At 74.1% G+C, this 22978-nt stretch carries 25 protein-coding genes; 5 read left to right on the forward strand and 20 right to left on the reverse strand.

All coding sequences use genetic code 11. From position 1 onward, the window contains the following. Positions 1-7: 7 nt before the first annotated feature. The 13 genes from KSK32_RS25485 to trxA all read right to left on the reverse strand — a co-directional run bounded on the left by KSK32_RS25485 (position 8) and on the right by trxA (position 9911). Positions 8-778 (reverse strand): maleylpyruvate isomerase N-terminal domain-containing protein, encoded by a 771-nt coding sequence (locus tag KSK32_RS25485; RefSeq protein WP_216933485.1) that lies wholly within the window; start codon positions 776-778, stop codon positions 8-10. Further along, a complete protein-coding gene (locus KSK32_RS25490; protein ID WP_216933486.1) occupies positions 775-1329 on the reverse strand; it encodes an AAA family ATPase in 555 nt (184 codons plus the stop codon). Before KSK32_RS25490 ends, KSK32_RS25485 begins: the two co-directional genes overlap by 4 nt. Positions 1330-1355: 26 nt before the next feature. Continuing rightward, entirely contained in the window at positions 1356-2447 is a 1092-nt protein-coding gene (locus tag KSK32_RS25495; protein WP_216933487.1) for a winged helix DNA-binding domain-containing protein, read from the reverse strand. A gap of 57 nt (positions 2448-2504) precedes the next feature. Next, a complete protein-coding gene (locus KSK32_RS25500) occupies positions 2505-2723 on the reverse strand; it encodes a hypothetical protein (protein WP_216933488.1) in 219 nt (72 codons plus the stop codon). 48 nt (positions 2724-2771) lie between these two features. Further along, entirely contained in the window at positions 2772-4451 is a 1680-nt protein-coding gene (locus tag KSK32_RS25505) for a long-chain-fatty-acid--CoA ligase (RefSeq protein WP_216933489.1), read from the reverse strand. A 101-nt stretch (positions 4452-4552) separates the two neighbouring features. After that, complete coding sequence (locus tag KSK32_RS25510; RefSeq protein ID WP_018787202.1) at positions 4553-4732, reverse strand: hypothetical protein; 180 nt, start codon at positions 4730-4732, stop codon at positions 4553-4555. Positions 4733-4804: 72 nt separating this feature from the next. Beyond that, the gene (locus tag KSK32_RS25515) at positions 4805-5515 is read right to left on the reverse strand and encodes a spermidine synthase (protein WP_216933490.1); all 711 of its coding nucleotides are present in this window, start codon (positions 5513-5515) and stop codon (positions 4805-4807) included. A gap of 74 nt (positions 5516-5589) precedes the next feature. Continuing rightward, positions 5590-6198: a bifunctional 2-polyprenyl-6-hydroxyphenol methylase/3-demethylubiquinol 3-O-methyltransferase UbiG gene (locus KSK32_RS25520; protein ID WP_216933491.1), complete on the reverse strand. Its 609-nt coding sequence runs from the start codon at positions 6196-6198 to the stop codon at positions 5590-5592. Then, the gene (locus KSK32_RS25525) at positions 6137-7033 is read right to left on the reverse strand and encodes a sulfite exporter TauE/SafE family protein (protein WP_216933492.1); all 897 of its coding nucleotides are present in this window, start codon (positions 7031-7033) and stop codon (positions 6137-6139) included. Before KSK32_RS25525 ends, KSK32_RS25520 begins: the two co-directional genes overlap by 62 nt. Further along, positions 7030-7614, reverse strand: a complete 585-nt coding sequence (locus KSK32_RS25530) for a rhodanese-like domain-containing protein (protein ID WP_216933493.1) — start codon at positions 7612-7614, stop codon at positions 7030-7032. The genes KSK32_RS25525 and KSK32_RS25530 overlap by 4 nt, the downstream gene beginning before the upstream one ends. Positions 7615-7699: 85 nt before the next feature. Continuing rightward, entirely contained in the window at positions 7700-9100 is a 1401-nt protein-coding gene (locus tag KSK32_RS25535; RefSeq protein ID WP_216933494.1) for an MBL fold metallo-hydrolase, read from the reverse strand. A 137-nt stretch (positions 9101-9237) separates the two neighbouring features. Beyond that, positions 9238-9507, reverse strand: coding sequence for a metal-sensitive transcriptional regulator (locus tag KSK32_RS25540; protein WP_216933495.1), 270 nt, complete (start codon positions 9505-9507; stop codon positions 9238-9240). Between the two features lie 53 nt (positions 9508-9560). Then, positions 9561-9911: a thioredoxin gene (trxA, locus tag KSK32_RS25545; RefSeq protein ID WP_120570220.1), complete on the reverse strand. Its 351-nt coding sequence runs from the start codon at positions 9909-9911 to the stop codon at positions 9561-9563. Between the two features lie 250 nt (positions 9912-10161). On the opposite strand from trxA, the gene eccB reads away from it, so the two are divergent. Next, complete coding sequence (gene eccB / locus KSK32_RS25550) at positions 10162-11571, forward strand: type VII secretion protein EccB (protein WP_216933496.1); 1410 nt, start codon at positions 10162-10164, stop codon at positions 11569-11571. 67 nt (positions 11572-11638) lie between these two features. Here eccB and KSK32_RS25555 read toward each other — a convergent pair whose 3' ends face one another. The 5 genes from KSK32_RS25555 to KSK32_RS25575 are packed head-to-tail and all read right to left on the reverse strand — an operon-like array spanning position 11639 to position 16115. Next, positions 11639-12244 carry a bifunctional 2-polyprenyl-6-hydroxyphenol methylase/3-demethylubiquinol 3-O-methyltransferase UbiG gene (locus KSK32_RS25555; RefSeq protein WP_216933497.1) on the reverse strand — a complete coding sequence of 202 codons (606 nt, stop codon included), beginning with the start codon at positions 12242-12244 and terminating at the stop codon, positions 11639-11641. 32 nt (positions 12245-12276) lie between these two features. Beyond that, positions 12277-12879: a phosphatase PAP2 family protein gene (locus KSK32_RS25560; RefSeq protein WP_216933498.1), complete on the reverse strand. Its 603-nt coding sequence runs from the start codon at positions 12877-12879 to the stop codon at positions 12277-12279. 22 nt (positions 12880-12901) lie between these two features. Then, positions 12902-13768, reverse strand: a complete 867-nt coding sequence (locus KSK32_RS25565) for a carbohydrate ABC transporter permease (RefSeq protein WP_013285935.1) — start codon at positions 13766-13768, stop codon at positions 12902-12904. Continuing rightward, positions 13768-14727, reverse strand: a complete 960-nt coding sequence (locus tag KSK32_RS25570) for a carbohydrate ABC transporter permease (protein ID WP_216933499.1) — start codon at positions 14725-14727, stop codon at positions 13768-13770. The genes KSK32_RS25565 and KSK32_RS25570 overlap by 1 nt, the downstream gene beginning before the upstream one ends. Next, a complete protein-coding gene (locus tag KSK32_RS25575) occupies positions 14724-16115 on the reverse strand; it encodes an ABC transporter substrate-binding protein (protein WP_216933500.1) in 1392 nt (463 codons plus the stop codon). Before KSK32_RS25575 ends, KSK32_RS25570 begins: the two co-directional genes overlap by 4 nt. 121 nt (positions 16116-16236) lie before the next feature. On the opposite strand from KSK32_RS25575, the gene KSK32_RS25580 reads away from it, so the two are divergent. From KSK32_RS25580 to KSK32_RS25590, 3 genes are read left to right on the forward strand one after another with little or no spacing between them, the layout of a single operon-like run. Beyond that, positions 16237-17274, forward strand: a complete 1038-nt coding sequence (locus tag KSK32_RS25580) for a zinc-binding alcohol dehydrogenase (RefSeq protein WP_216933501.1) — start codon at positions 16237-16239, stop codon at positions 17272-17274. Further along, positions 17274-18092, forward strand: a complete 819-nt coding sequence (locus KSK32_RS25585) for a sugar phosphate isomerase/epimerase family protein (protein WP_216933502.1) — start codon at positions 17274-17276, stop codon at positions 18090-18092. Before KSK32_RS25580 ends, KSK32_RS25585 begins: the two co-directional genes overlap by 1 nt. Further along, positions 18089-19426, forward strand: a complete 1338-nt coding sequence (locus KSK32_RS25590; RefSeq protein WP_216933503.1) for a hypothetical protein — start codon at positions 18089-18091, stop codon at positions 19424-19426. The genes KSK32_RS25585 and KSK32_RS25590 overlap by 4 nt, the downstream gene beginning before the upstream one ends. Positions 19427-19473: 47 nt before the next feature. Here the strand turns inward: KSK32_RS25590 and KSK32_RS25595 are convergent, their stop codons facing one another. Further along, on the reverse strand, positions 19474-20178 hold the full coding sequence (locus KSK32_RS25595) for a CBS domain-containing protein (protein ID WP_216933504.1): 705 nt from the start codon (positions 20176-20178) through the stop codon (positions 19474-19476). A gap of 95 nt (positions 20179-20273) precedes the next feature. Then, the gene (locus KSK32_RS25600) at positions 20274-22388 is read right to left on the reverse strand and encodes a molybdopterin-dependent oxidoreductase (protein WP_216933505.1); all 2115 of its coding nucleotides are present in this window, start codon (positions 22386-22388) and stop codon (positions 20274-20276) included. 136 nt (positions 22389-22524) lie between these two features. On the opposite strand from KSK32_RS25600, the gene KSK32_RS25605 reads away from it, so the two are divergent. Next, on the forward strand, positions 22525-22917 hold the full coding sequence (locus KSK32_RS25605; protein ID WP_135239820.1) for a DUF2267 domain-containing protein: 393 nt from the start codon (positions 22525-22527) through the stop codon (positions 22915-22917). The last annotated feature ends 61 nt before the right edge of the window (positions 22918-22978 follow it).

Here is a 22978-nt window from a genome sequence, read left to right on the forward strand (position 1 = left end):
TGGCGGTCTACGCGTCCGGATCCCACGCGGCGATCCGGTCGAGCACGCGCCGGTCGCCCTCGACGGCGAGCGCGTCCAGCGGTATCCGGCCGTAGAAGGCAAGGACCAGGTCACCGGCGCCTGCGCGGGCGGCGGTGCCGGCCGGGCCCGCATCGGCTTCGGCGGGCAGGCGGGTGACCCGGACGCCGTCGGGGGACAGTCGCGTGCGCCACGATCCGCCCTCGGTGACGTGGTAGTCGAGGACGGCGGGCTCGTACGGCCACGGCACAGTGGTCGCGCAGCAGGTGAACAGGAAGTCCTCCACGCCGTCGAGGGCCACCTCGACCGGCAACGGCTGCGGCGCGCCGACGGTGAGCTGGGCGTCGTAGGTGTGCACCGCGATCTCCTGGAGCTGGTGCCGGGCGACGGACCCGCAGGTATGCGGGGACTGCGACGTGTCCCACCACGTCCAGCAGCCACGATCGGGTCCGGCGTCGAGCAGCGCGGCCAGCAACTGCTCGGTGGACTCAGCCAGCCAGTCCCGCAGCGCCGTACGCTCCCGGGGTGCGCCCGGGCCGCCGGGCGCGGCCCGTCCGGACGCCTCGGGACCGGCGGCGACGGTGGCCGCCCACGAGCGGCGTCCCTCGCCGATGTGCCGGGCCAGGTCGAACAGCGTCCATCCGGGGCAGGTCGGCACCGGCGCGTCGAGGTCCGGCGCGGCGGCGACCGCGTCCCGGAACGCGGCCGACCGGTCGTCGATCAGCCGCAGCCGATCGGTGAACGTCAGGGGTCGGGTCACTCCGGCTGTCTACCAGGGTGCCCGGGAGCCGGACAGCGAGTTTCGCCGCGCACGTGCGCGGCGACGGCGTCGGCCACCTGCTCGGGCGGGGGAGAGGCGTCGATCAGGCGGGCGTCGCTCACCGACGCGAACGTGGCGAGCGCCGGGTCGACGTGGTCGTGCCGCCAGCCGCGTGCGCCGGCCTCGACCAGGTCGGCGTCGATCCGGGCCCGCAACCGGTCCTCGGGCAGCGTGAGCACCACTTCGCGGACGTCGACGCCCGCGGCGCGGATGCCGCCGATGATCTCCGTCCGGTAGGCCGGGTCGAGCAGGCTCATCGGCACGATCCAGACACCCGCGTGGTGCCGGTCCAGGCCGGTGACCGTCTGCACGACGAGGTGACGCCACAGCGGCAGATCCTGGAAGTCGCCGGTCGGCGGGGTGACGAACGCGGTGAGCATCGAGCCGAGGAACTCGGGGTCGAACAGCCGCGCGTCCGCAAGCGTGCTCGCGAGCAACCGTGCCGTGGTCGTCTTGCCGACGCCGAACGGTCCGTTGATCCAGACGATCACGGGAACGATGATGCCATCAGGGGGCGTCAGCCGGCGACGTCGACGCCGGCCAGCGGCACACCCCGGTACGCGGCGAGCCGCTCGGCCTCCACGACGACCGCGTCGCGGGCGCTGCCGGTGAGCTTGCGCCACGGCTGGACCGTGACCGTGAAGGAGCGGCCGGACTTGCGGGGGCGCCAGGTGCCGGCCAGGTCGCCGTCGACGAGGACGGCGCCGGGGCGGCCGAGCACCGGCCACAGCTCCTTGACCCGAGCCGCGTCCGGCACCAGCGTCGCCCGGTCCTTCGCCTGGAGGAACAGGTCGAACGGGCCGAGCAGGCGCGTCGCCGTCGTCTCGGCCGACGCCAGCGCGGCCTCGTCGGCCGCGAGCAACCAGCGCGTGTCGCCGTCGACACTCACCTCGACCGCGTCGCGCGGCCAGCGGGCCTTGACCTCCTTGACCGGGGCGTCGAGGTAGTCGGCCACGTGCTTCGGGGTGGCCGGGCCGAGCAGCCGCAGGTAGGCGCGGACGAGGTCGAACCGGTCGCCGGGTGCGTCGGCGGGACGGAACCCGGGGATGCGTTCCAGGACCGGCGGCGACGTGTCGAGCCGCAGTTCCAGCCCGGCCCGCACGGCGGCCAGCCGGAACGGCATCTCGTAGAGGTGGGTCGCGTTGCACGGCCGGCAGAACCGCAGGTAGGGCTCGGGCATCACCTCGGCCAGGCGGCCGGAGACCTCGCCCTTGACCGTGGGCTTGCGGACGATCTCCCGCATCCGCGCGGCCACCTCGTCGAGCGCGGCGACGATGCCGATGCCGGCCGCCTTCAACGGCTTTGCCGCGTCGTAGATGCGCTTGCCCGCGTCGGCGTCGGAGAACGGCTCGACCGCGGCGGCCACCGCGCCCACGTCGGCACGGCGGTAGAGGTGCGGGGCGCCGCGTACGGTCCAGAGCAGCGCCAGGTCGTCACCGGTCAGCGGGGTCACGTCGACCCCGCGTGCGGCGAGCGCCCACCGGCCGCCGTCGGGACCGGTGTCCTGCACGCCGATGTCGAGCACCGCGGTGTCGGCGAGCGAGCCCTGCGCCCGGTCGAGCTGCTGAGCGCGCACGCGGAAGGCCATCACCTGACGCCTGTCGACCATCGCCACAGCGTAGGTGGCGGCACCGACATGTCCGGCGCCGCGGCACGGTCCGGCGCGTCAGCGCGCGGCGCGCGGCACGGAGTCCGTCCGCCGGTCGGGGCCGGAGCGCTTGAGCAGGAACACCCCGCCGGCGATGAGAACGAGGCTGAACACGATGCCGAACAGGTTGCCCTCGGCGAGCGTGCCGAAGATGCCGAGCAGGCCGAAGATGACCGCCACACCCCCGACCACACGCATGAGGTAACGACCGACCGACTTGCCCCGTGAATCCACCATGGACGCTCGTCTACCCCCGCCGCCGGGCCGGCAAACGAGCAGCCCGGGTCAGCGGCCCGCGAGCAGCCGTTCGCGTACCTCGCGGCGCAGGATCTTGCCGATCTGGGAGTAGGGCAGCTCGTCGACGATCACGATCCGGCGCGGCACCTTGTATCCGGCCAGGTGGGTGCGGCACGAGGTCCGGATCGCCTCCGGCGTACCGGCCACCGCCGGGTCGATCACCACGGCGGCGACGACCTCCTCGCCGTCGTCGGTGGGCAGCCCCACGGCGGCGGCCTCGCGTACGCACGGGATGCGGCGCAGCGCCTCCTCCACCTCGGACGGGTAGACGTTGAAGCCGCCGGTGATGATCAGTTCCTTGATCCGGTCGACCACCGTGATGAAGCCGTCGGCGTCCATGGTGACGATGTCGCCGGTGCGCATCCAGCCGCCCGGCAGCAGCACCCTGGCCGTCTCCTCCGGCCGGTGCCAGTAGCCGGAGAACACCTGCGGGCCGCGGACCAGCAGCTCGCCGGCCTCGCCCGGCGCGCGGTCGCGGGCCGGGTCCTCCGGGTCGACGATACGCACGTCGGTGGAGGGGAACGGCACGCCCACGGTGCCGGGCCGGCGGGTCGGCGCGACCGGGTTGCCGACTGTGATCGGGGACGTCTCGGTCATCCCGTACCCCTCGACCAGCAGGCCGCCGGTCACCTGCTCCCACAGCTCCACGGTGGCCGGTGGCAGCGACATCGCGCCGGACAGCGCGTACCGGATGGAGGTGAGGTCGACGCCGCGTTCGCGGGCGACGGAGGCGAGCTTCGCGTAGACCGGCGGCACCGCGGGCAGGAACGTCGGCGGGCGGCGGCGGACGGCGTCGAGCACCTGGTCGGCGTCGAAGCGGGGGAACAGCACGAGTGTCGCTCCGATGCTCACGGCGAAGGTGAGGCAGAGCGTCAGTCCGTAGGCGTGGAACAGCGGCAGCACCGCGTACACCGTCTCGGCGCCGTCGCGCAGGCCGGGCACCCAGGCCCGGCCCTGCGCGGCGTTGGCGCGCAGGTTGCGGTGGGTCAGGACCGCGCCCTTGGGCTCGCCGGTGGTGCCGCCGGTGTACTGGAGCAGCGCCACGTCCCCGGCCTCCGGCGCGGGATGCCCGGCGGGCAGCGGCCCGGCGGCGGCGACCAGCTCCGACCAGGGCAGGGCGCCGGGCGCGGGGGCGGTCATCGCGGAGCGGGCGGCGCGGACCTTCGGCAGCGGCACCCGCAGCGCCCACCGCTTGAGCCGCGGCAGCGCCGCGGTCAGGTCGACCGCCACCACGGTACGCACGGCGCCGCGTCCCGCCACCAGCGGCGCGACCTTGTCCCACGCGATCGCGACGCGTGCGCCGTGGTCGGTGAGCTGCCGGTCCAGTTCGTCGGCGGTGTAGAGCGGGTTGTGCTCGACGACCACCGCGCCGAGGCGCAGCACGGCGTAGAACGCGACCACGTGCTGCGGGCAGTTCGGCAGCACCAGAGCGACCCGGTCGCCCGGGCCGACGCCCAGCCGGCGCAGCGCCTCGGCGGCGTGCTCCACCTGGTCGGCCAGTTCGGTGAACGTGGTGGTGGCGCCGTAGAAGTCGAGCGCGACCCGGGGACCGAACCGCCCGGCCGCCTCGGTGAGCAGGTCGACGAGTGAGCCGTCCGGCTCGGCGATGTCGGCCGGTACCCCGGGTGCGTAGCTACGGGTCCAGGGTCGCTGGGCGGTCGCGTCCATCGCCGTTGCTCCTCGTCGCGCGGATGACGCCCCCAGCCTAACTTAACCACCGGGTAACCTACGCTCACGTAGGTTGCCGGGTGGGTCACACTGTCCCCAGGTCAGCGTCGGCGGGTCGAATGCTGGTGCACCACCCGCCGGCCCTTCACGATTCCGAAGATGATGACCGCGGCGAGCGCGATCACGCCGATGATGACGAGCCAGCGGACCGCCTCCAGCAGCAGCCCGAGCAGGATGAGCACACCGGCGACCACGCCGACCACCCAGAGCAACGCGCGCATGTCCCAGCCTCCCGTCGTACGGTGGGCCGTGCGCTTTCCCGCTGGCCGGGTGGCCATGCGCCGCCGGGTGGATCAGTGCCGGGCCACGTACACCGTGTTCGCCGCCTCCCGGCCCTGCAACGGGTTCGGGAACCGGACGACGTGCGCCACCGAGGTCGGGAACACCTCGGTGAGCGTGCGCTGGAACGCCGGGTCCGGCGGGTCGTTCGACCACAGCGCGAAGACGCCCTCCGGGTGCAGCAGCGCGGCCAGCCGGCGCAGCCCGCCGACCGTGTAGAACGGGGCGTGGCTGGGGTGCAGCACCTGACGGGGGGAGTGGTCCACGTCCAGCAGCACCGCGTGGAAGCGGCGCCCGGGCTCGTCGCTGTCGAAACCGTCCCCCGCGACCGCGGCGAAGAAGTCCGCCCGCACGAACCGGGTACGCGGATCGGTGGCCAGTCCGGCGGCGAACGGCAGCAGATCCCGCCGGTGCCAGTCGATCACGTCCTCGATCGCCTCGACCACCACCAGCGAGCGCACCCGGGGATCCTCCAGCGCGGTCCGTGCGGTGTAGCCGAGGCCGAGCCCGCCGACCACCACGTCCAGCGCCTCACCGGCCAGCGGGGCCAGCCCGAGCCGGGCCAGCTCGATCTCCGCGACCGGGAAGGCGCTGGACATGAGGTACTCGTCGCCGAGCTTCACCTCGTACACGTCGGAGTCCAGAGCCGGGTCACGGCGCCGCCGCAGGCTGATCTCGCCGATCGGCGTCTCGCGCCAGGCCAGTTCCTCGAAACGCACGCCCACCCGGTGTCCTCTCCGCCGATCCGTCCCCGGATGCTACCGGCCGGTCCCGGGCCCGGCCCGGCGAAACGACGGCGTCAGCCGGCGGGGCGGGTGGCCACCACGACGGTGTCCAGCGCGTCGACGGTGCCACCGTCGGTGCCCGGGACCGGCCGGTGGGCCGTCTCGGCCCGCTGCACCCGCAGCCCGGCCAGCCCGTCGACCACCGACTCCGGCGTGAGCAGCACGTCCGGGTCCTGCGGGCCGCCGATGCCGCCGGAGAGGTTGGCCAGGTCGTGGCCCACCACCACGAGCGTGCCGCCGGGGCGCAGCGCGGACTTCGCCGCGGCGAGCACCCCGGCGAACTCCGGCGCGGGCAGGTGCAGGTAGCTGATCAGCACCAGGTCGTAGCTGTTCGGCACCGGCCGGTACGCGGTCACGTCCGCGACCCGCCAGTCGACAGTCACGCCGCGTGCGTCGGCCAGCTCCCGCCCCCGGTCGACGGCCACCGCGGAGAAGTCCACCGCGTTGACCCGCCACCCCTGACCGGCCAGCCACACCGCGTTGCGGCCCTCGCCGGCGGCGATGTCCAGCGCTGACCCGGGAGTCAGCCCGACGACCGACTCGACCACGAAGCGGTTGGGCTCAGCGCTCCACACCAGTCCGGGCGTGCCGGCGTACCGGCTGTACCAGGCGCTGCTGTCCACTGTGTCCCCTCCTCCGGCGGCCCCACACCGCCATGGTGACCGTACCGGCCACGGCAAGGGCTCCCACGGCGAGTCCCCACACCGGCGGCAACTGCTGCGCGAGCACGAACACGCCCATCACCACGACGAACCAGCCGAACCCCCGGCGCAGCAGGTCGGCCGGGATCCGGCCGGCGAGCCGGCCACCGAGCAGGCTGCCGACGACCGCGGCGGCGGTGACCCCGGCGGCCAGGCCCCAGTGGATCTGCACGCTGGACAGGTAGCCCGCCAGGCCGGCGAACGACTTCATCGCGATGACGACCAGCGAGGTGCCGACCGCGACCGGCATCGGCAGCCCGCCCAGCAGGGCCAGAGCGGGTACGACCAGGAAGCCGCCGCCCGCGCCGACCAGACCGGTGACCAGGCCGACGACCACGCCGTCGCCGACCACCCGCAGCATCGGCAGCTCGTGCGGCACCGGGCGCCCCTCGACGGGCTTGCGGCCGCGGAGCATCGCGACCGCGGTGGCGAGCATCATCAGGGCGAACCCGGTCAGCAGTACGCCGGCCGGAACGAACTCGGCCAGCCGTCCGCCCGCGTACGCCCCGGTCATCCCGGCCACGCCGAAGATGAGCCCGGTACGCCAGCGGACCCGGTTCGCCCGCGCGTGCGGCAGCACCGCGACGGCGCTCGTCACGCCGACGACGAGCAGCGAGGTGGCGATCGCCTCCTTCGCGGGCAGGTCGGCGACGTAGACCAGCAGCGGCACGGCGAGGATCGATCCGCCGCCGCCGAGCAGGCCCAGCGTCACGCCGATCAGCACCGCGCCGGCCAGCGTCAGGACGAGAGTCGTCACTTGCGGCTCCCGTCCCGCAACTGCCCCACGATCGTGTCGAGGTCGCAGCTCGCGCCGCGGTTGTACGGCAGCTTGCTCAGCAGCATGCCCATCGCGCAGGTGTTGGTGAGCGCGGCGAACGTGAGGCCCGCGCCGATGAACGCGGCGACCCACTTCAGACCGGGGACGAACACCGACCCGACGACGGCGGCGAGCACGATCGAGCCGGCGACGAGGCGTACCTGGCGCTCCAGATCCCAGCGCGACCGGCCCTGGTTGACCTGCGCGCCGGTGGCCTGCCAGGCCAGCATGCCGCCGTCGAGCACCTTGACGTTGGGCAGGCCGACGGTACCGAGCGCCTGACCGGCCTGGCCGGCCCGGGCGCCGGAGCGGCAGATCAGCACCACGTCCTCGTCCAGGTGGCCGCGCAGCTCCGCGCGGTGCTCCCGGAGCAGGTCCAGCGGCACGTTGTACGCGCCGGGGATGTGCGCCGCCTCGAACTCACCGGGCGTGCGCACGTCGAGCATCCGGGGTGTACGGCCGGCGGCGATCAGCTCGCGCAGCGTCGCCGCGTCGATGGTCGTGGGGGTGGTCGTGGTCATGCTCTGTCTCCTTCACGGGGTGTTCTCGGGCAGGGTCGAGCGCCGGCCGGCGCAGGGACACGCCGGCCGGGCGCTGGGGGAGAGGTCAGGCGACGGGCGCCATGCGTACGCCGGCCGCCTCGGCCCGGCCGTACGAGTCGTCGATCAGCACCACGTCACGGCCGGCGTTGGCGAGCAGGGACGCGGCGGCGGTGGCCCGGTAGCCGGAGCCGCAGTGCACCCAGATCGTTCCGGCGGGGATGTCGCCGAGCCGCTCGGGCACGTCCGGCAGCGGCACGTGCACCGCACCGTCGATGTGCCCGGCCGTCCACTCGCCTGTCATCCGCACGTCGAGGACGACCTGCGGCTCGGGCAGCCCGGCCGGGGTCTTCCCGGCCTGTGCGGCGGCGAGCGCGCCGAAGTCGGCCACGGCCAGCTCACGCAGCTGCGACGGGTCCGTGGTCCACTGCTCGGGCTCGCCGGTGGCCTGGGCGGCCGGACGGTCGATGCCGATGCGCACCAGTTCCCGCTGGGCGTCGGCGACCTGCTCCGGGGTCTGCGCCAGGAACGTGATCGGCACACCCCAGTCGATCAGCCAGCCGAGCCACGTCGACATCGGCCCGTCCAGGCCGAGGCTGACGGTGCCGGCCAGGTGCGAGGCCGCGTACGCCTTGCGGTGGCGCAGGTCGACCACCCACTCACCGGCGGCGATGCGGCGGCGCAGCTCGTCGGCGTCGGCCCGGGCCACCGGCGTGAGATCGACCGGGGCGGGACCGGCGGCGTTGGCGACGCCCATGTGGGCGTAGTACGCCGGGTAGGCGTCCAGCCCGGCCAGTGTCTCGTCGACGAACTGGTCGGCGGCCAGCCGCAGCACCGGGTTGGCCTCCTTCTCCCGGCCGATCGTCGACTCGGGCGCGTCGGCCTGGCTGGCCGAGCAGAAACTGCCGAAGCCGTGCGTCGGCCACACCTGCGCGCCGTCGGGCAGCAGGTCGGCCAGCTTGCGCGCCGAGGCGTGCTGGTGATGCGCCAGATCGTGCGCGTACTGCTGGCCGAGCAGGTCGGTGCGGCCGGTGGTGCCGAACAGCAGCGAGCCGCCGGTGAACACGCCGGCCGGGTTCCAACCGCCGTCGGAGGCCTCGTCGAGCGCGTACGACAGGTGGTGGAACGTGTGGCCCGGGGTGCCGATCACCCGCAGCCGCATCGTGTCCGACACCGGCACGGTGTCGCCGTCGGAGACCGGGGTCCGGTCGAACTCGACCGTGTCGGCGGCGGCCACCAGGTACTGCGCGCCGGTGATCCGGGCCAGTTCCAGGCCGCCGGAGACGTAGTCGTTGTGGATGTGCGTCTCGACCACGTGGGTGATCCGTACGCCCTCGGCGCCGGCCAGGTACAGGATGCGGTCGATGTCGCGCTGTGGGTCGACCACGATCGCCACCCGGCCGTCGGAGGCGAGGTAGCTGCGGTCGCCCAGCGAGGAGGTCGCGATGACGGACACGTCGAGAGTCATGCCGTTTCCTCTCATTGCCTATATACCCCGGGGGGTATGCGTGGGACAGTCTGCGGCCTGGGGTTTCCAGGCAGTTGTCTACCCGCCCGCGTCGCTGTCACACGGCGCGGGCGGGATCCAGTCGGTCGGGTGGATCGTCAGGCCAGGGACAGGAAGAGCTTCTCCAGCTCGTCCTCGGTCATCTCCGGCTCCTCGCCGGCCTGGCGGGCGGCGTCGCAGTAGCGCATGCCGGAGGCGATGATCTTGAAGCCGGCCCGGTCGATGGCCTTGGAAACCGCGGCGAGCTGGGTCAGCGCGGCGCGGCAGTCCTCGCCGTTCTCCATCATCTCGATGACGGCGTTGAGCTGGCCCCGGGCCCGCTTGAGCCGGGTCAGTGCGTCACCTGTCATCTCCGGTCGAAGATTCACGTCCCACCTCCTGCGTTCGAATATACCCCAGGGGGTACCAGTGCCGCCACCCGTCAGGCGGTCTTGGCCCGGACCTCGTCCATGTCGAGGTCACGCACGGCCCGGATCAGCTCCTCCAGCCCGGCCGTGGGCAGGGCGCCCGGCTGGGCGAACACCAGCACGCCGTCCCGGAACGCCATGAGTGTCGGGATCGACCGGATCTGGGCGGCGGCTGCCAGGGCCGGCTCGGCCTCGGTGTCGACCTTGCCGAAGACGATGTCCGGGTGCTGCTCGCTGGACTTCTCGTAGACGGGCGCGAACGCCCGGCAGGGGCCGCACCAGCCGGCCCAGAAGTCGACCAGGACGATGCCGTCCCGGTTGACGGTCTCTGCGAAGTCGGTGGTGGTCAACGCCACGCTGGCCATCAGTGCCTCCGTCGGTTTCGGTTACGACACGTGTAACACACCCCCGGGGGTATCCATTCCAGGGGTGGTGGCCGGCTTGATCGACTCCAGCTCGGGGGAGTGGTGGGGTCCGGGTGGGCGGGATGCGGCCACCTCGGCGTACTGGCGGAGCGGGTCGACAAACGAAGGCCGGCGAGGGACACGCAGGGTCGCCGGGCATCGACGGAGCGCTTATCCTGTGCGCCGGCGAATCCCGGCGGAAGGGACCCGAATGGCGTCGCGGCAGGACCAGCTGCACTCGTACCAGTTCACCGTCCAGCGGGCGGTCGCCGCGCTCGTCATGCGGGAGACGGACCCGCCGCAGTCGCCGTTCCGCCGACTGGCCGGCGCGGGTCTGGCGAGCGTCCTGATCGCGGCGATCGCGCTCGGCGGCGTCGCGCTCTACGGCCTGTTCACCGGCGGCGGCGACTCGTGGCGCGAGACGGGCGCGGTGATCGTGGAGAAGGAGTCGGGTGCGCGGTTCGTCTACCGCGACGAGAAGCTGCACCCGGTGTTGAACTACGCCTCCGCGCTGCTGATCATCGGGGCGGAGCGGCCGAAGACGGTGCTGGTCAGTCGCCGCGCCATCGACGGGGTGCCGCGCGGTCTGCCGCTCGGCATCGCCGACGCGCCGGACTCGCTGCCCGCGTCGAACCGGCTCGCCCGCGACGCCTGGACGCTCTGCTCGGCGGCGGGCGACGACACCGGGCGCCAGGAGGACGGGCGCCCGGCGGCCGGGCGCGGCGAGGCCCGCTCGGTGCTGCTGATCGGGCGGGAGGCCACCGGCGGCCGGGCGCTCGGCGACCAGGGACTGCTCGCCCGGCACCCGGACGGCGGCCTGCACCTGCTCTGGCACGACCGGCGCTACCTGCTGCGCGACACCGACCGGGTGCTCGCCGCGCTCGCCGCCACCCGGGAGCGGGCGGTGCCGGTGGCGGCGGCGCTGCTGAACACGCTCCCGGCCGGCGCCGATCTGGCCCCGCCGCGGGTGGACGACCTCGGCGCGCCGTCCGAGCGGGTCACCGGCGCGGCGGTGGGCGACGTCTACCTGGTGCGCAACTCCGGTGGCGGACGGCAGTACGCGGTCGCCCAGCGGGGCGGGCTGGCGGCGATCACCGAGTTGCAGGCCGCGTTGCTGCTGGCCCGGACCGGCCAGCGGGATCCGGAACCGATCACGCTCGGCCGGTTCGCCGCGCTGCCGAAGCTGCCCGGTCTGGTGCCCGGTGGGGCGACCGCGCCGCCCGCCGTACCGCCCCGCCTGGCCGCCGCCGAGGGTGCGCTCTGCGCGCGGGCCGGCGACGACGGCGGCCTCCGCGAGCTCCGCCTCGGCGTCACCGCGCCGGCCCTGGCCGCCGCCGCGCGCACGCCGGGCGGCCGGGCCGGGCTCGCCGACGCGGTGGTGGTCGAGCCGGGACGTGGCGCGCTCGTGGAGGCGGTGCCCGCGCCGGGCGCGACCGGCGGCGCGATCTGCGTCGTCACCGACCTGGGCCGGCGGTACGCGCTGACCGGCGCCGACGTGCCGGGCATGCTCGGGTACGCGGGCGTACGTCCGGCGCGGCTGCCGGCGGGCCTGGTGGATCTGCTGCCGGCCGGCAGCCCGCTCGATCCGGAGGCCGCCCGCACGGTCGCCGCACCTGCCTGAGCGCCGGGTGTCCGGCTCGGACGCGCAGGCGCGGGCCGGAGCCGAGCAGGCAGAGGAGAGCGGCGGGTCAGCCGGCGGGGCGGCGCAGCACCGTCACCGCGAAGTCGGCGTCGTCCCGCCAGGGCCGCAGGTCCCAGGTGGCGAAGCGGTGTTCGGGGCGCAGCCCGGCGGCGATCGCGTCGGCGTCCAGGTCGGCCACCGGGTAGCCGCGGTCGGTGGCGAAGCCGACCACCACCAGCCCGTCCGGGCGTACGTGCGCGGCGACGTGGCCCAGCACGTCCCGTTCGGTGCCGGGGGCGACGAACACCATCACGTTGCCGGCCAGCACCGCGGCGTCGAACGGCTCCGCCTCGCCCTGCTCGGCCAGGTCCAGCTCGGCCAGGTCGGCGACCAGGAAGCGGGGGCCCCGGTGGTCGGCCCGGGCCGCCTCGACCAGCGTCGGGTCGGCGTCCACGCCCACGACGTCGTGCCCGCGGGCGGAGAGCGCGGCGGCGACCCGGCCGGTGCCGCAGCCGGCGTCCAGGACGCGTGCGCCAGGCGGTACGAGCGCGTCGAGCAGCCGCGCCTCACCGGCCAGGTCCGCGCCCTCGGCGGCGAGCTGACGGAACCGGTCCACGTACCACTGCGAGTGGCCGGGCTTCGTGTCGGTCACCCAGCGGGTCGGCTTGGCCATGAGCCCACCGTAACTGATCTTGCGAGACCGGGTCAGGTGAGCGTCAGGAACGTGCCCGCGGCGAGCGGCCCGCCCAGCGCGACGCCGGCCAGCACCTGCGGCCAGGTGTGGTCGCCCAGGCGTACCCGGGACCAGCCGACGGCCGCGACGAGCGCCCAGCCGGGGTACGCCCCCGGGCCGGCCAGCGGCACCAGCACGGCGACGGTGGCGGCGGCGACCGCGGCGTGGATGCTCAGCTTCCACCAGTGGTTCACCAGCGTGCAGGCCGCGCCGATCACGAAGATCACCACGATCACGGCGAACAATTCGGCCGGCGCGCGGACCGCCGCCAGCAGCAGCAACCCGGCCGCCACCGAGGCCAGCCCGATCGACAGCGGCCGGGCACGCTGGGTGCGGTCGCCGACGTGCCGGTCGGTGAGGCGCCCCCGGCGGACGCCGTACGCGAGCACACCGATCGGGATGACGGCGCAGAACGTCAGCGCGATGCCGCCCCAGAGGAGGAACTGGCCCGCCGAGCGGCTGACCCGGGCGGCGGCGATCAACGGCAGCGCCGTGACCAGGACGGTCGGGGCGAACGCCTCGGTGAGCAGCCGGGCCGCCCGCGCGCCGGCCCGGCGCTCCCGTGATGCTCGCACCCGATCATCCTGGCACGGACGCTCAGCCCTTCTCGGCCCCGCTCGTGAGTCCCTCGGTGAGCAGGCGTTCCCCGGCGAAGAACAGCACCACGATCGGCAGCGTGAGGATGACCGAGCCGGCCATCAGCACGGTCTTGGGCACCTCGACGCCGTCGGCGAGCAGCGACAGGCCCAGCGACACGGTCCACCGGTCCGGCCGGTCGACCAGGAACAGCAGCGCGAACAGGTACTCGTTCCAGGCGATCATGAAGTCGTACAGCGCGACCGCCATCACCGACGGGGCCGCGAGGGGCAGGCTGACCCGGCGGATGATGCCGAGCCGGCCGGCGCCGTCGATCGCCGCGGACTCCTCCAGGCTGACCGGGATGGTCTCGAAGTAGTTCTTCAGCATGTAGACCGACACCGGCAGCGTCTGCGAGATGTAGACGAGCACCAGCCCGGTCAGCGACCCGCGCAGCCCGGCCCGGGTGAAGACCACGAACAGCGGGATCGCGATGACGATGGACGGGAACAGGTAGACCGCCAGGAACAGCGCGCTGACCTGCCGGCGGCCGAAGAATCGCAGGCGGGACACCGCGTACGCGCCGGGAATGGCGATCACCAGGGTGAGCGCGGTGGCGGCCAGCGCCACCAGTCCGCTGTTGCGGATGAACGTGAGGAAGCCCTGGCCGCCGTCGGAGACGGACTTGAGCACCTCGGCGTACGTGGCGACGGTCAGCTCGCCGAACGGCACCCAGAGCGAGCCGGGTTCCAGCAGCAGGCGTTCGATCGGGCGTACCGACAGCACCAGCATGTACCAGAACGGCAGCAGCGTGACCACCAGGAACCCGGCGATCACCAGCCGCCGCAGCCAGCGCAGGCTGACCGTCTCGATCCGGTCCCGGTCCATCACGCCTCCCGTCGCGCGCCGAAGAAGCGCAGGTAGATCGCCACGAACACGAGCAGCACCACGGCGAGCACGACCGCCTGGGCGGCGGCCGCGCCGATGTCGGTGCGGGCGGTGAGGAACTGGTAGACCCGGACACTCACCACCTCGGTGCCGGCCGCGCCGCCGGTGAGCAGGTAGACGTCGTCGAACTTGTTGAACGTCATGATGAACCGCAGTACGCCGATCAGCGCGATCACCGGCATGAGCTGCGGCAGCAGGATGTGCCGGAACCGCTGGGTGGGTGTCGCCCCGTCGACCCGGGCGGCCTCCTCCAGCTCGCCCGGCACCGCCTGAAGCCGGGCCAGCAGGAACAGGAACGCGAACGGGAAGTAGCGCCACGCCTCGAACGCGATCACCGTCCACAGCGCGGTGGACTCCTGGGACAGGAACGGCACCGGCTGGTCCCACCCGAGGAAGCGCCGTCCCCAGTCGTTGACGATGCCGAGCTGCGGGTCGAGCATCACCTGCCAGACGAACGTCATGGCGACCACCGGCGCCACGTACGGCAGCAGCATCGACGCGCGGACCAGGGTGCGGCCCCGGAACGGCCCGCGTACGGCGAGCGCCGCCGCCAGGCCGACCACTATCGAGCCGGCGGTGCCGCCGACGCTGTAGACCACTGTGGTCCAGAGCGTGTCGGCGAACCCCGGGGTGTGCAGCACCCGGTCGATGTTGTCCAGGGTCAGCTCCCCGAACAGGCCGGTCTTGCGCAGTGTCGCCAGGCGTACCCGCTGGAAGGCCAGCACCACCGTCCAGACGATGGGTATGCCGATCACCGCGACCACGACGAGCAGGGTCGGGGTGACCAGCGCGAGCCCGGCGCGGGACTCGCGGCGGCGCAGCGTCAGCGGGCGCCGGCCGGGTCGGCGGGGTCGCTCCGGTGCGGGGGAGCGACCGGCCTCCGGCGCGGTGGTGGTCAATTGACGCCCTTGGCTATCGCCTCGACGTCCCTGCGGGCACGTTCGGCGGCGGCGCGGGCGTCGGACTTGCCGCCGACGACGTCGGCGAGCGCCTTGGGTACGGGCAGCTCACCGAGGATCGCGCCGACGAGCTTGCCCTGGTTCTCGGTCAGGCCCCAGCGCTGGAACGTGTCCGGACTCTTCCGCAGGGTGGCGAGCACGTCCTCGCCGTAGACCTCCGACAGTGGCTTCTTGGTGTCCACGCCGGCCGGGCTGGTGTTCCAGGCGGTCCGGAACTTCTGCCTGTCCTCCGGGGTGCCGGTGCGCACCGGGAAGCGCCCCTCGGGGGACATGCCGAACCAGCGCGGGTAGCCGTCGGAGAGCATGTACTCCACGAACGACTTCGCCGGGTCGGCCGCGCCGTCGAGCACCGCCCAGGAGCTGACCTCGCCGTACTGGGCCGGTTCGGTGCCGTTCGGACCCTTGATCGCGGTGACGAACCCGCTGTTGCGCGCGAGCCAGGCCGGGTCGGACTGGCACTGCGGGCAGGTCGGGCGGGCGTCGGCGCGCAGCCCGGCCAGCTCGTCGAGGATGAACGGCGACCAGATCAGCATGGCCGCCTTGCCGGCGAAGTAGGTGGCCCGGGTGGTGTCGACGTCCTGGGCGCCCTTGACCGAGTTGTCGCGCATCAGGTCGCCGTAGAAGCGGAACGCCTCGACGCACTCGGGGGAGTCGAGCGTGACAGTGCCGGAGTCGTCGGTGAGCCGGCAGTTGTTCGCCAGCGCCAGGTGCTCGAACGTCTGCTGGGTGAACACGTCACCGGGGGAGGTGGCCGCGGTGATGCCGGCGACGCCGCCGGTGTCCAGCTTCGCCGCCGCGGCGGCGATCTTCTCGTACGTGTCGGGCGCCGGCAGGCCGGCGGCGTCGAACAGATCCTTGCGGTAGACCAGCAGCTGGCCCCATCCGTCGCTCGGTACGCCGAGCTGCGTGCCGCCGTCGCTCGTCAGTTCCAGCGCGCGGGGCGTGAACGTGTCCCGGCCGAGCCGGTCGACGACAGCGCCGTTGGCGTCGGCGTCGAGGAGTTCGTTGGCGGACAGCGTGCGCACCCCGGCCAGCGAGACCGAGCCGACCACGTCGGGCAGGTCGCCGGCGGCGGCGCTGGAGGCGATCAGGGACGGGAACTGGTCCTCGTTGACGGTGACGAGGTTGACCTTGACGCCGGTCTTGGCGGTGTAGTCCGCGATGATCGCCTTGGTGGCGGCGACGCGGTCCGCCACGTCTTCCAGGCTCCAGACGGTGATCTGCGAACTGTCGGATTTCTGCCCGTCGTCGCTGCATGCGGCCACGCCGGTCCCGGTCAGTGCCAGGATCAGGCTGATGGCGAGCCGCCGCGTGGAGGGTGATGACATCGGTGGCACTCCTCTCGAAAGAGCACGACCTGCCGCTAATACCCATCGATTCATCAATCTAATCAGATATGCCCATTTTTTGGGTTAGAATCGGGGTCGGCACTTTCTTCGGAGCGACGCCATGAGCAACTGGGTTGTCTCTCTGGCCGGGCCCCGGCACGTGCGCCTGGAGCCCTGCCCCACGGACCGGCTCGGTCCGGGCCAGGTCCGCGTCCGCACCCGCTACTCGGGCATCTCCGCCGGCACCGAGCTGACGCTCTACCGGGGCAGCAACCCGCGACTGCGCAAGGACTGGGACGCCGGCAGCCGCATGTTCGTGCCCCGCCAGGCCGTGCCCGCGTACCCGGTGGTGGGTTTCGGATACGAGGAGGTCGGCGAGATCGTCGAGGTCGCCCCCGACGTGGCCGGGCGGCGGCCCGGCCAGCTCGTCTGGGGCATCTGGGGGCACCGCGCCGAAGCCGTGCTCCCCGCGACCGCGGCGCATCCGCTGCCACCGGGCCTCGACCCGCTCGCCGCCGTGTTCGCCCGGCCCGGCGCCATCGCGCTGACCGCCGTGCTCGCCGGTGACCTGCACCTGGGCGACTGGGTGGGCGTCTTCGGGCAGGGCGTGATCGGGCTGCTCGGCACCCGCCTGGCCGCGTTGTCCGGCGCCCGCGTGGTCGCCGTCGACCGGATGCCGGGCCGACTCGCGCATGCCACGCGGCTCGGCGCCCGCCGGGTGGTCGACGCCGGCACCGGCTCGCCCGCCGCCGCGCTGCGGGCCGCCACCGACGGCCGGGGCGCCGACGTCTGCCTGGAGCTGTCCGGGTCGTACCCGGCGCTGCACGAGGCGATCCGGGCCACCGCACACGCCGGGCGCGTCGTCGCGGCCGGCTTCTACCAGGGGTACGCCCACGGGCTGGAACTCGGCGAGGAGTTCCACCACAACCGGATCCAGCTCGTGGCCGCCCAGGTCTCCGGGCCGGACCCGGCACCCGGCACGGCCGGCCGGTGGTCCGGGACGCGGATCGCCCACACCTTCATGGACCTGGTGGCCGAGGGCAGCGTCGATCCGCTGCCGCTGGTGAGCCACGTCGTCGACGCGGGCGCGGTGGCCGACGCCCTGGCGTTGCTCGACCGCGGTGACGGTGACGTCCTCCAAGTGGTGCTGAGGTTCTGATGGACATTCCGCTCGCCTGCCAGGAACAGCTGCTTCCCGGCGCCGACCTGACCCAGAAGTACGCCCTCGCCGTCTCCCTCGGTTACCAGGGCATCGAGCTGCGCGGGCGGGGTGACCTCGCCCTGGCCCGGCGGCTGCCGGAGCTGCGCCGCGCCCGCGCCGCCGGAGTGGTCATGCCGACCGTCTGCGTCGAGATGGACCACTTCATCGGCGACTTCGACCCGGACCGCTCCCGCGACGCGGTGCGCAACCTGCGCTCCCAGCTCTCGGTGATCGCCGAGCTGGGCGGCGTCGGCGCGATGACCCCGGCCGCGTGGGGCATGTTCTCCTACCGGCTGCCCCCGTTCGACCCGCCACGCTCGGCCGGCGACGACCGGCGGGTGCTCGTCGACGCCCTGGGCGAGCTGGCCGGGCACGCCCGCGCCGAGGGAGTCACCGTGTTCCTGGAACCGCTCAACCGGTACGAGGACCACATGGTCAACCGGCTCGGCCAGGCGGTCGAGCTGTGCCGCGCGGTCGGGTCACCGGCGCTGCGGGTGGCCGCCGACACGTACCACATGAACATCGAGGAGGACGACCCGCACGCCGCACTGCGCGCCGCCGCGCCGTACCTCGGACACGTCCAGGTCAGCGACTCCAACCGGCACCAGCCCGGCGCCGGGCACCTCGACTGGGGCGCGCTGCTGGCCACGCTCGACGCGATCGGCTACTCCGGCTGGCTGGCGCTGGAGTGCCGGCTGCGCGGCGAGCCGGTCGCCGCGCTGCGCCAGGCCGCCACCGCGCTGGCCCAGGCCCGTCCCCGGCGGGCCGCCGCATGACGCTGACCGCAGGGGTACGCGCCGACGCCGACCGGCACGCCCGGCTGCGCCGCCTCGCGCTGGCCACCCTGGACGCCAACTGGGAACACGACCACACGGTTCCCTCCCGCACGCTCTACCCGCACCAGTGGAGCTGGGACTCCGCGTTCATCGCGATCGGCCTCGCCCACGTCCGTCCGGACCGGGCCTGGCGGGAACTGCGCACGCTGTTCGGCGCGCAGTGGGTCGACGGGCGGGTGCCGCACATCGTGTTCAACCCGGCCTCCCGCGCCGGGCCGTACTTCCCCGGGTCGCAGTTCTGGGACTCGGCACGCGCCGACGGCGCGCCGGCGCGGGCCACCTCCGGGATCGTCCAGCCGCCGGTGCACGCCCCGGCCGCCTGGCTGGTGCACCGCCGCGCGCCCGGCGAGGCGTCGGTGGCCGCGCTGCGGCGGCTCTACCCGGGGCTCGTCGCGCAGCAACGCTATCTGACCGGCCGGCGTGACGCCGGCGGCGGCGGGCTGGCGTCGATCGTGCACCCGTGGGAGTCCGGGCTGGACAACAGCCCCGCCTGGGACGCGCCGCTGGCCGCGGTGCCGGCCGACGAGGCGGTGATGCGCGCGTACCGCCGGCACGACACCGCGCACGCCGACGCGGCGCAGCGCCCCACCGACCTGGACTACGCGCGCTACGTCGCGCTGGTGGAGAGCTACCGGGCCGGCCGCTACCGGGACGAGGGACTGCTCGGGCGGCACCCGTTCCTGGTGGAGTGCCCGCTGGTCAACGCCGCCCTCGGCGTCTCCGAGTACGCGCTCGCGCGCATCGCCACGGTCATCGGCGCCGACCCGGGACCGCACCGCGACCGGGGCGCCCGGATCACCGAGGCGCTCGTCACCCGCCTCTGGGATCCGGTCACCGGCACGTTCCGCCCCCGCGACGTGCGCGCGGACCGGCTCGTACCGGCCCGGACCGTGCTCGGGCTGATGCCGCTGGCGCTGCCCGAGCTGCCCGCGGCGCAGGTGACCGCGCTGCTGGCCGAGGCGTGCTCGCCGCGCTTCGGGCTGGCCGCCCGGATGGACCGGCCGCTGCCCACGTACGACCGCACCGCCCCGGACTTCGAGCCACTGCGCTACTGGCGCGGCCCGAGCTGGGCCAACACCGGCTGGCTGCTCTGGCAGGGTCTGCGTACCCACCGCCGCGCCGACCTGGCCGCCGGGTTGCGCGAGTCGCTGCTCGACCTGGCCGACCGGGCGGGCTGCCACGAGTACTTCCACCCGGACACCGGCGCCGGTCTCGGCTCACCGGCGTTCAGCTGGACCGCCGCGCTGGTGCTCGACGCGCTCGGGGCGGAATGACAGCGGTGGCCCCGGCCCGAGCCGGGGCCACGCCCGCCGATCCGGGCTCAGGCGATGCCCGCCGGAGTGCCGCCGCCGATGCGCAGCGCCGCCATCGGCGCGTCGTCGATCGCGTAGCCGAGCGCGTCGACCACCTCGACCACGCCGCTGACCTGCCGGGCCAGCCGCACTGCGAGCTGCGCGGTGGACCGGCGCTCCACCTGGCCGGTGAGCGTCACCACGCCCCGGTCGACTGTCACGTCCACCACGCCGTCGCGGACGCCGAGGCTGCGCCACAGCACCTCCTCGACGACGTCCCGCCGGATGCCGCCGTCCGGGCGCAGGTGCACTTTGAGCAGGTCGCCGCGGGTCACGATGCCGACCAGCCGGCCGAGGTCGTCGACCACCGGCAGCCGCTTCACGCCGCGCGCGTCCATCAGCCGGGCCGCCTCCACGAGCGTCGCATCCGGCGTGACGGTGACCGGGGGAGCGGTCATCAGGTCGGCGGCGAGCGTCGCGCCGGCCTTCGCCCGCGCCTCGCGGCGATGCCGGTCGGGCAGGATCCGCCGCTCCCGGGGCTGCCCCAGGAACTCCACCTTGTACATCAGGTCCGCCTCGGACACCACGCCCAGCACCCGGCCGGTCTCGTCCACCACCGGCGCCGCCGTGACGTGCCGCCCGGTCAGCACGTCGACGATCTCCCGGTACGCCGTGCCCTCCCGTACCGACGCCACGTTTCCGGTCATCACGTCCTGCACCTGCCACGTACGCATGGCGAACCTCCCTGTGTCCGCCTCCGACGCTAGGCGGCGGCGACGGGGGAGGAGCAGGGGCGCAAAGACCAGGACCGGGGGCCGGAGGTCCCGGATCACCCGGCCGGGACGGGTTCGGCGACCTCGTCGGCGGGCGGCTCGGCGGTGAGCAGTCCGGCCGGGACCGGCTCGACCTCCACCCGGCAGTCGTGAAACGTGGGCGCCTCGCCCAGGTCGGTGTCGCGGACGCCGGTGACCGCGTTGACGGTGGACCGGCCGGGGCTGCGCCGCGCCCAGTACGCCTTGTACGTGAACGCGCAACCCGGCCGGGCCGCCTCGTCCACGGCGACCGCGGCGAGGAACGCGCCCCGGTCGTTGTGCACACGCACCGCGTCGCCGTCGGCGAGCCCGCGCGCCGTCGCGTCGGCCGGGTGCAGGTGCACCCGGGGCGGCCCGGCGCGGCGGGTGTGCCAGGGCAGCGACGCGAACGTGGAGTTCATCAGGTAGCGGTTGGCCGGGGTGAGCAGCGTCAGCGGGAACCGGCGGGCCAGCTCCGCGTCGGCCGCCTCGGCCGGTGGCGTGTACCCGGGTAGCGGGTCCACCCCGAGCGCGGCCAGCGCCGGGTCGTGCAGCCGGGCCCGCCCGTCCGGGGTGGGAAAACCGCCCTCGGCGTACGGCGCGGAACCCACCGGCACGCCGGTGAGCCGGGCGTACGTGCGCTCGCGCAGCTCCTCGTACGTGATCGGGGCGCCGGCCAGCAACTGCCGGGCCAGGTCCTCGTCGCTGTCCCGGAACGCCGGGTGGTCGATCCCGAGCGCGGCGGCGATCCGCCGGAAGATCTCGGTGTTCGGCAGCGCCTCGCCCGGCGCGCTGGTCACCGGCAGGTTCAGCGTCGTGTAGTGGTGCCCGTAGGACGTCTGGAGGTCCAGGTGCTCGGGTTGCATGGTCGCCGGGAGCACCACGTCGGCGTAGTCGCAGGTGTCGGTCCAGCGCTGCTCCAGCACCACTGTGAACAGGTCGGCGCGGCCGAGCCCGGTCAGCAGCCGGGCCTGGTCCGGCGCGGTCGCCGCCGGGTTCGCGTCGAACACCACGAGCGAGGTGACCGGCGGGTCGGCCTCCCCGGTGAGCACGGCGGCCAGCCGGCTCATGTTCAGCGACCGGGCCGGCGGTGCGGGCATACCGGCCGGGCGGATCACCGGGCCGTTGTCGACCGGGTGGTGGCCGCTGGTGGTCACCAGCGCCCCGCCGCCGGGATACCGGAAGTCGCCGGTGACCAGCGGCAGCGCGCAGATCGCCCGGATCGCCTGCCCGGCGCCGTGGTGCCGTTGCAGGCCCAGCCCGACCCGTACCGCCGTGGGGCGAGTGGTGGCGATCCGCTCGCCGAGCCGGCGGATCGTCTCGGCGGGCAGGCCGCACTCGGCGGCGGCGCGCTCCACCGGCCAGTCGTCGAGCCGGGCGGCCAGCTCCGGCCAGCCGGTGGTGTGCGCGGCCAGCCACGCCTCGTCGGCCGCCCCGGCGTCGCGGACGTGCCGCATCAGCCCGAGCGCGAGCGCCGCGTCGGTGCCTGGCAGCGGCGCGACGTGCTCGTCGCTGCGGGCCGCCGTGTCGGTACGCAGCGGGTCGATCGTCACCACGTACGCGCCGCGCTCGCGGGCCTGCTGCACGAACGGCCACAGGTGCAGGTTGGTGACGAGCGGGTTGGCGCCCCAGAGGACGATCAGGTTCGCCTCGACGATCGACTCCGGTTCGAAGCCGACCGAGGCGCCGTAGAGTGAGCGCAGCGCCGCCCGTGCCGCCGCCGTGCAGATGGTGGTGTCCAGCCGGGACGCGCCCAGGTGGGCGAAGAGCCGGGGGCCCATGGTCCAGCCCTGGACCAGGCCCATCGTGCCGGCGAAGTAGTAGGGCAGCACCGACTCCGAGCCGTCCCGTTCGATGCTCGCGCGCAGCCCGGCGGCCACCCGGTCGAGGGCTTCGTCCCAGCTCGCCGGCCGGTACGCGACCCGGCCGGTACCCTTCGGGCCGGTGCGGATCCAGGGCGTGGTGAGCCGGTCCGGCCCGTTGACCGCGTCCAGGTAGCGGTTCACCTTGCCGCAGAGCGCGCCCCTGGTGAACGGGTGGTCGCGGTCGCCGCGCAGCGCGACCGCCCGGCCGTCCTCCACCGTGAGCTGCCAGACGCAGGTGTCCGGGCAGTCCAGCGGGCAGGCACCGGGGTGGGTGGTGACGGGGGCCATGGGCGGATGCTACCCCCGGTTCGTGGTGTGGCCGCCGCTCGTTGTGGCCGGGGCGTTTGGCCGGGGTGGGGGCGGGTACCCGCCGGGGCCGACCGCTGTGGGCGTGGTGCCCGCCGGCGGCGAGGGGAGGGGTGGGATGCGGTTCCCCCTGTTCGTCGAGGCGGTGGCGCGGCGGGCCGAGTTGCCCGCGGACGAGGCCGCGACCGTGTCCCGCGCGGTGTTGCAGACCCTCGCCGACCGGATCACCGCGGACGAGGCGACGGACCTGGCCGCGCAGTTGCCGGACGACGTGGGCGGCTATCTGGAGCCCGGCGGCACCGCCACCACCGGTGGCGCTGTCGACTTCCTGTACCGGGTGGCCGAGCGCGCGGCGGTGGATCCGGCTGTCGCCGAGGTGGGCGCCGTGGCGGTGCTCGCCACGCTGCGCGACACGGTGACGGTGGGGGAGTTCCACGACCTCGTCGCGCAGCTCCCGAAGGGCTTCGACGCGATGGTGGACCCCATCCCGCGACCGCCGTACGATGTCTGAGCAGGCTCCCCGCGATCCGGGTTGAGCTGCGGCACCGAGGCCGTCTGCGGCGAAGATTCCA

The organism is Micromonospora sp. WMMB482, assembly GCF_019038635.1.
Taxonomy (GTDB): Bacteria; Actinomycetota; Actinomycetes; order Mycobacteriales; family Micromonosporaceae; genus Micromonospora; species Micromonospora marina.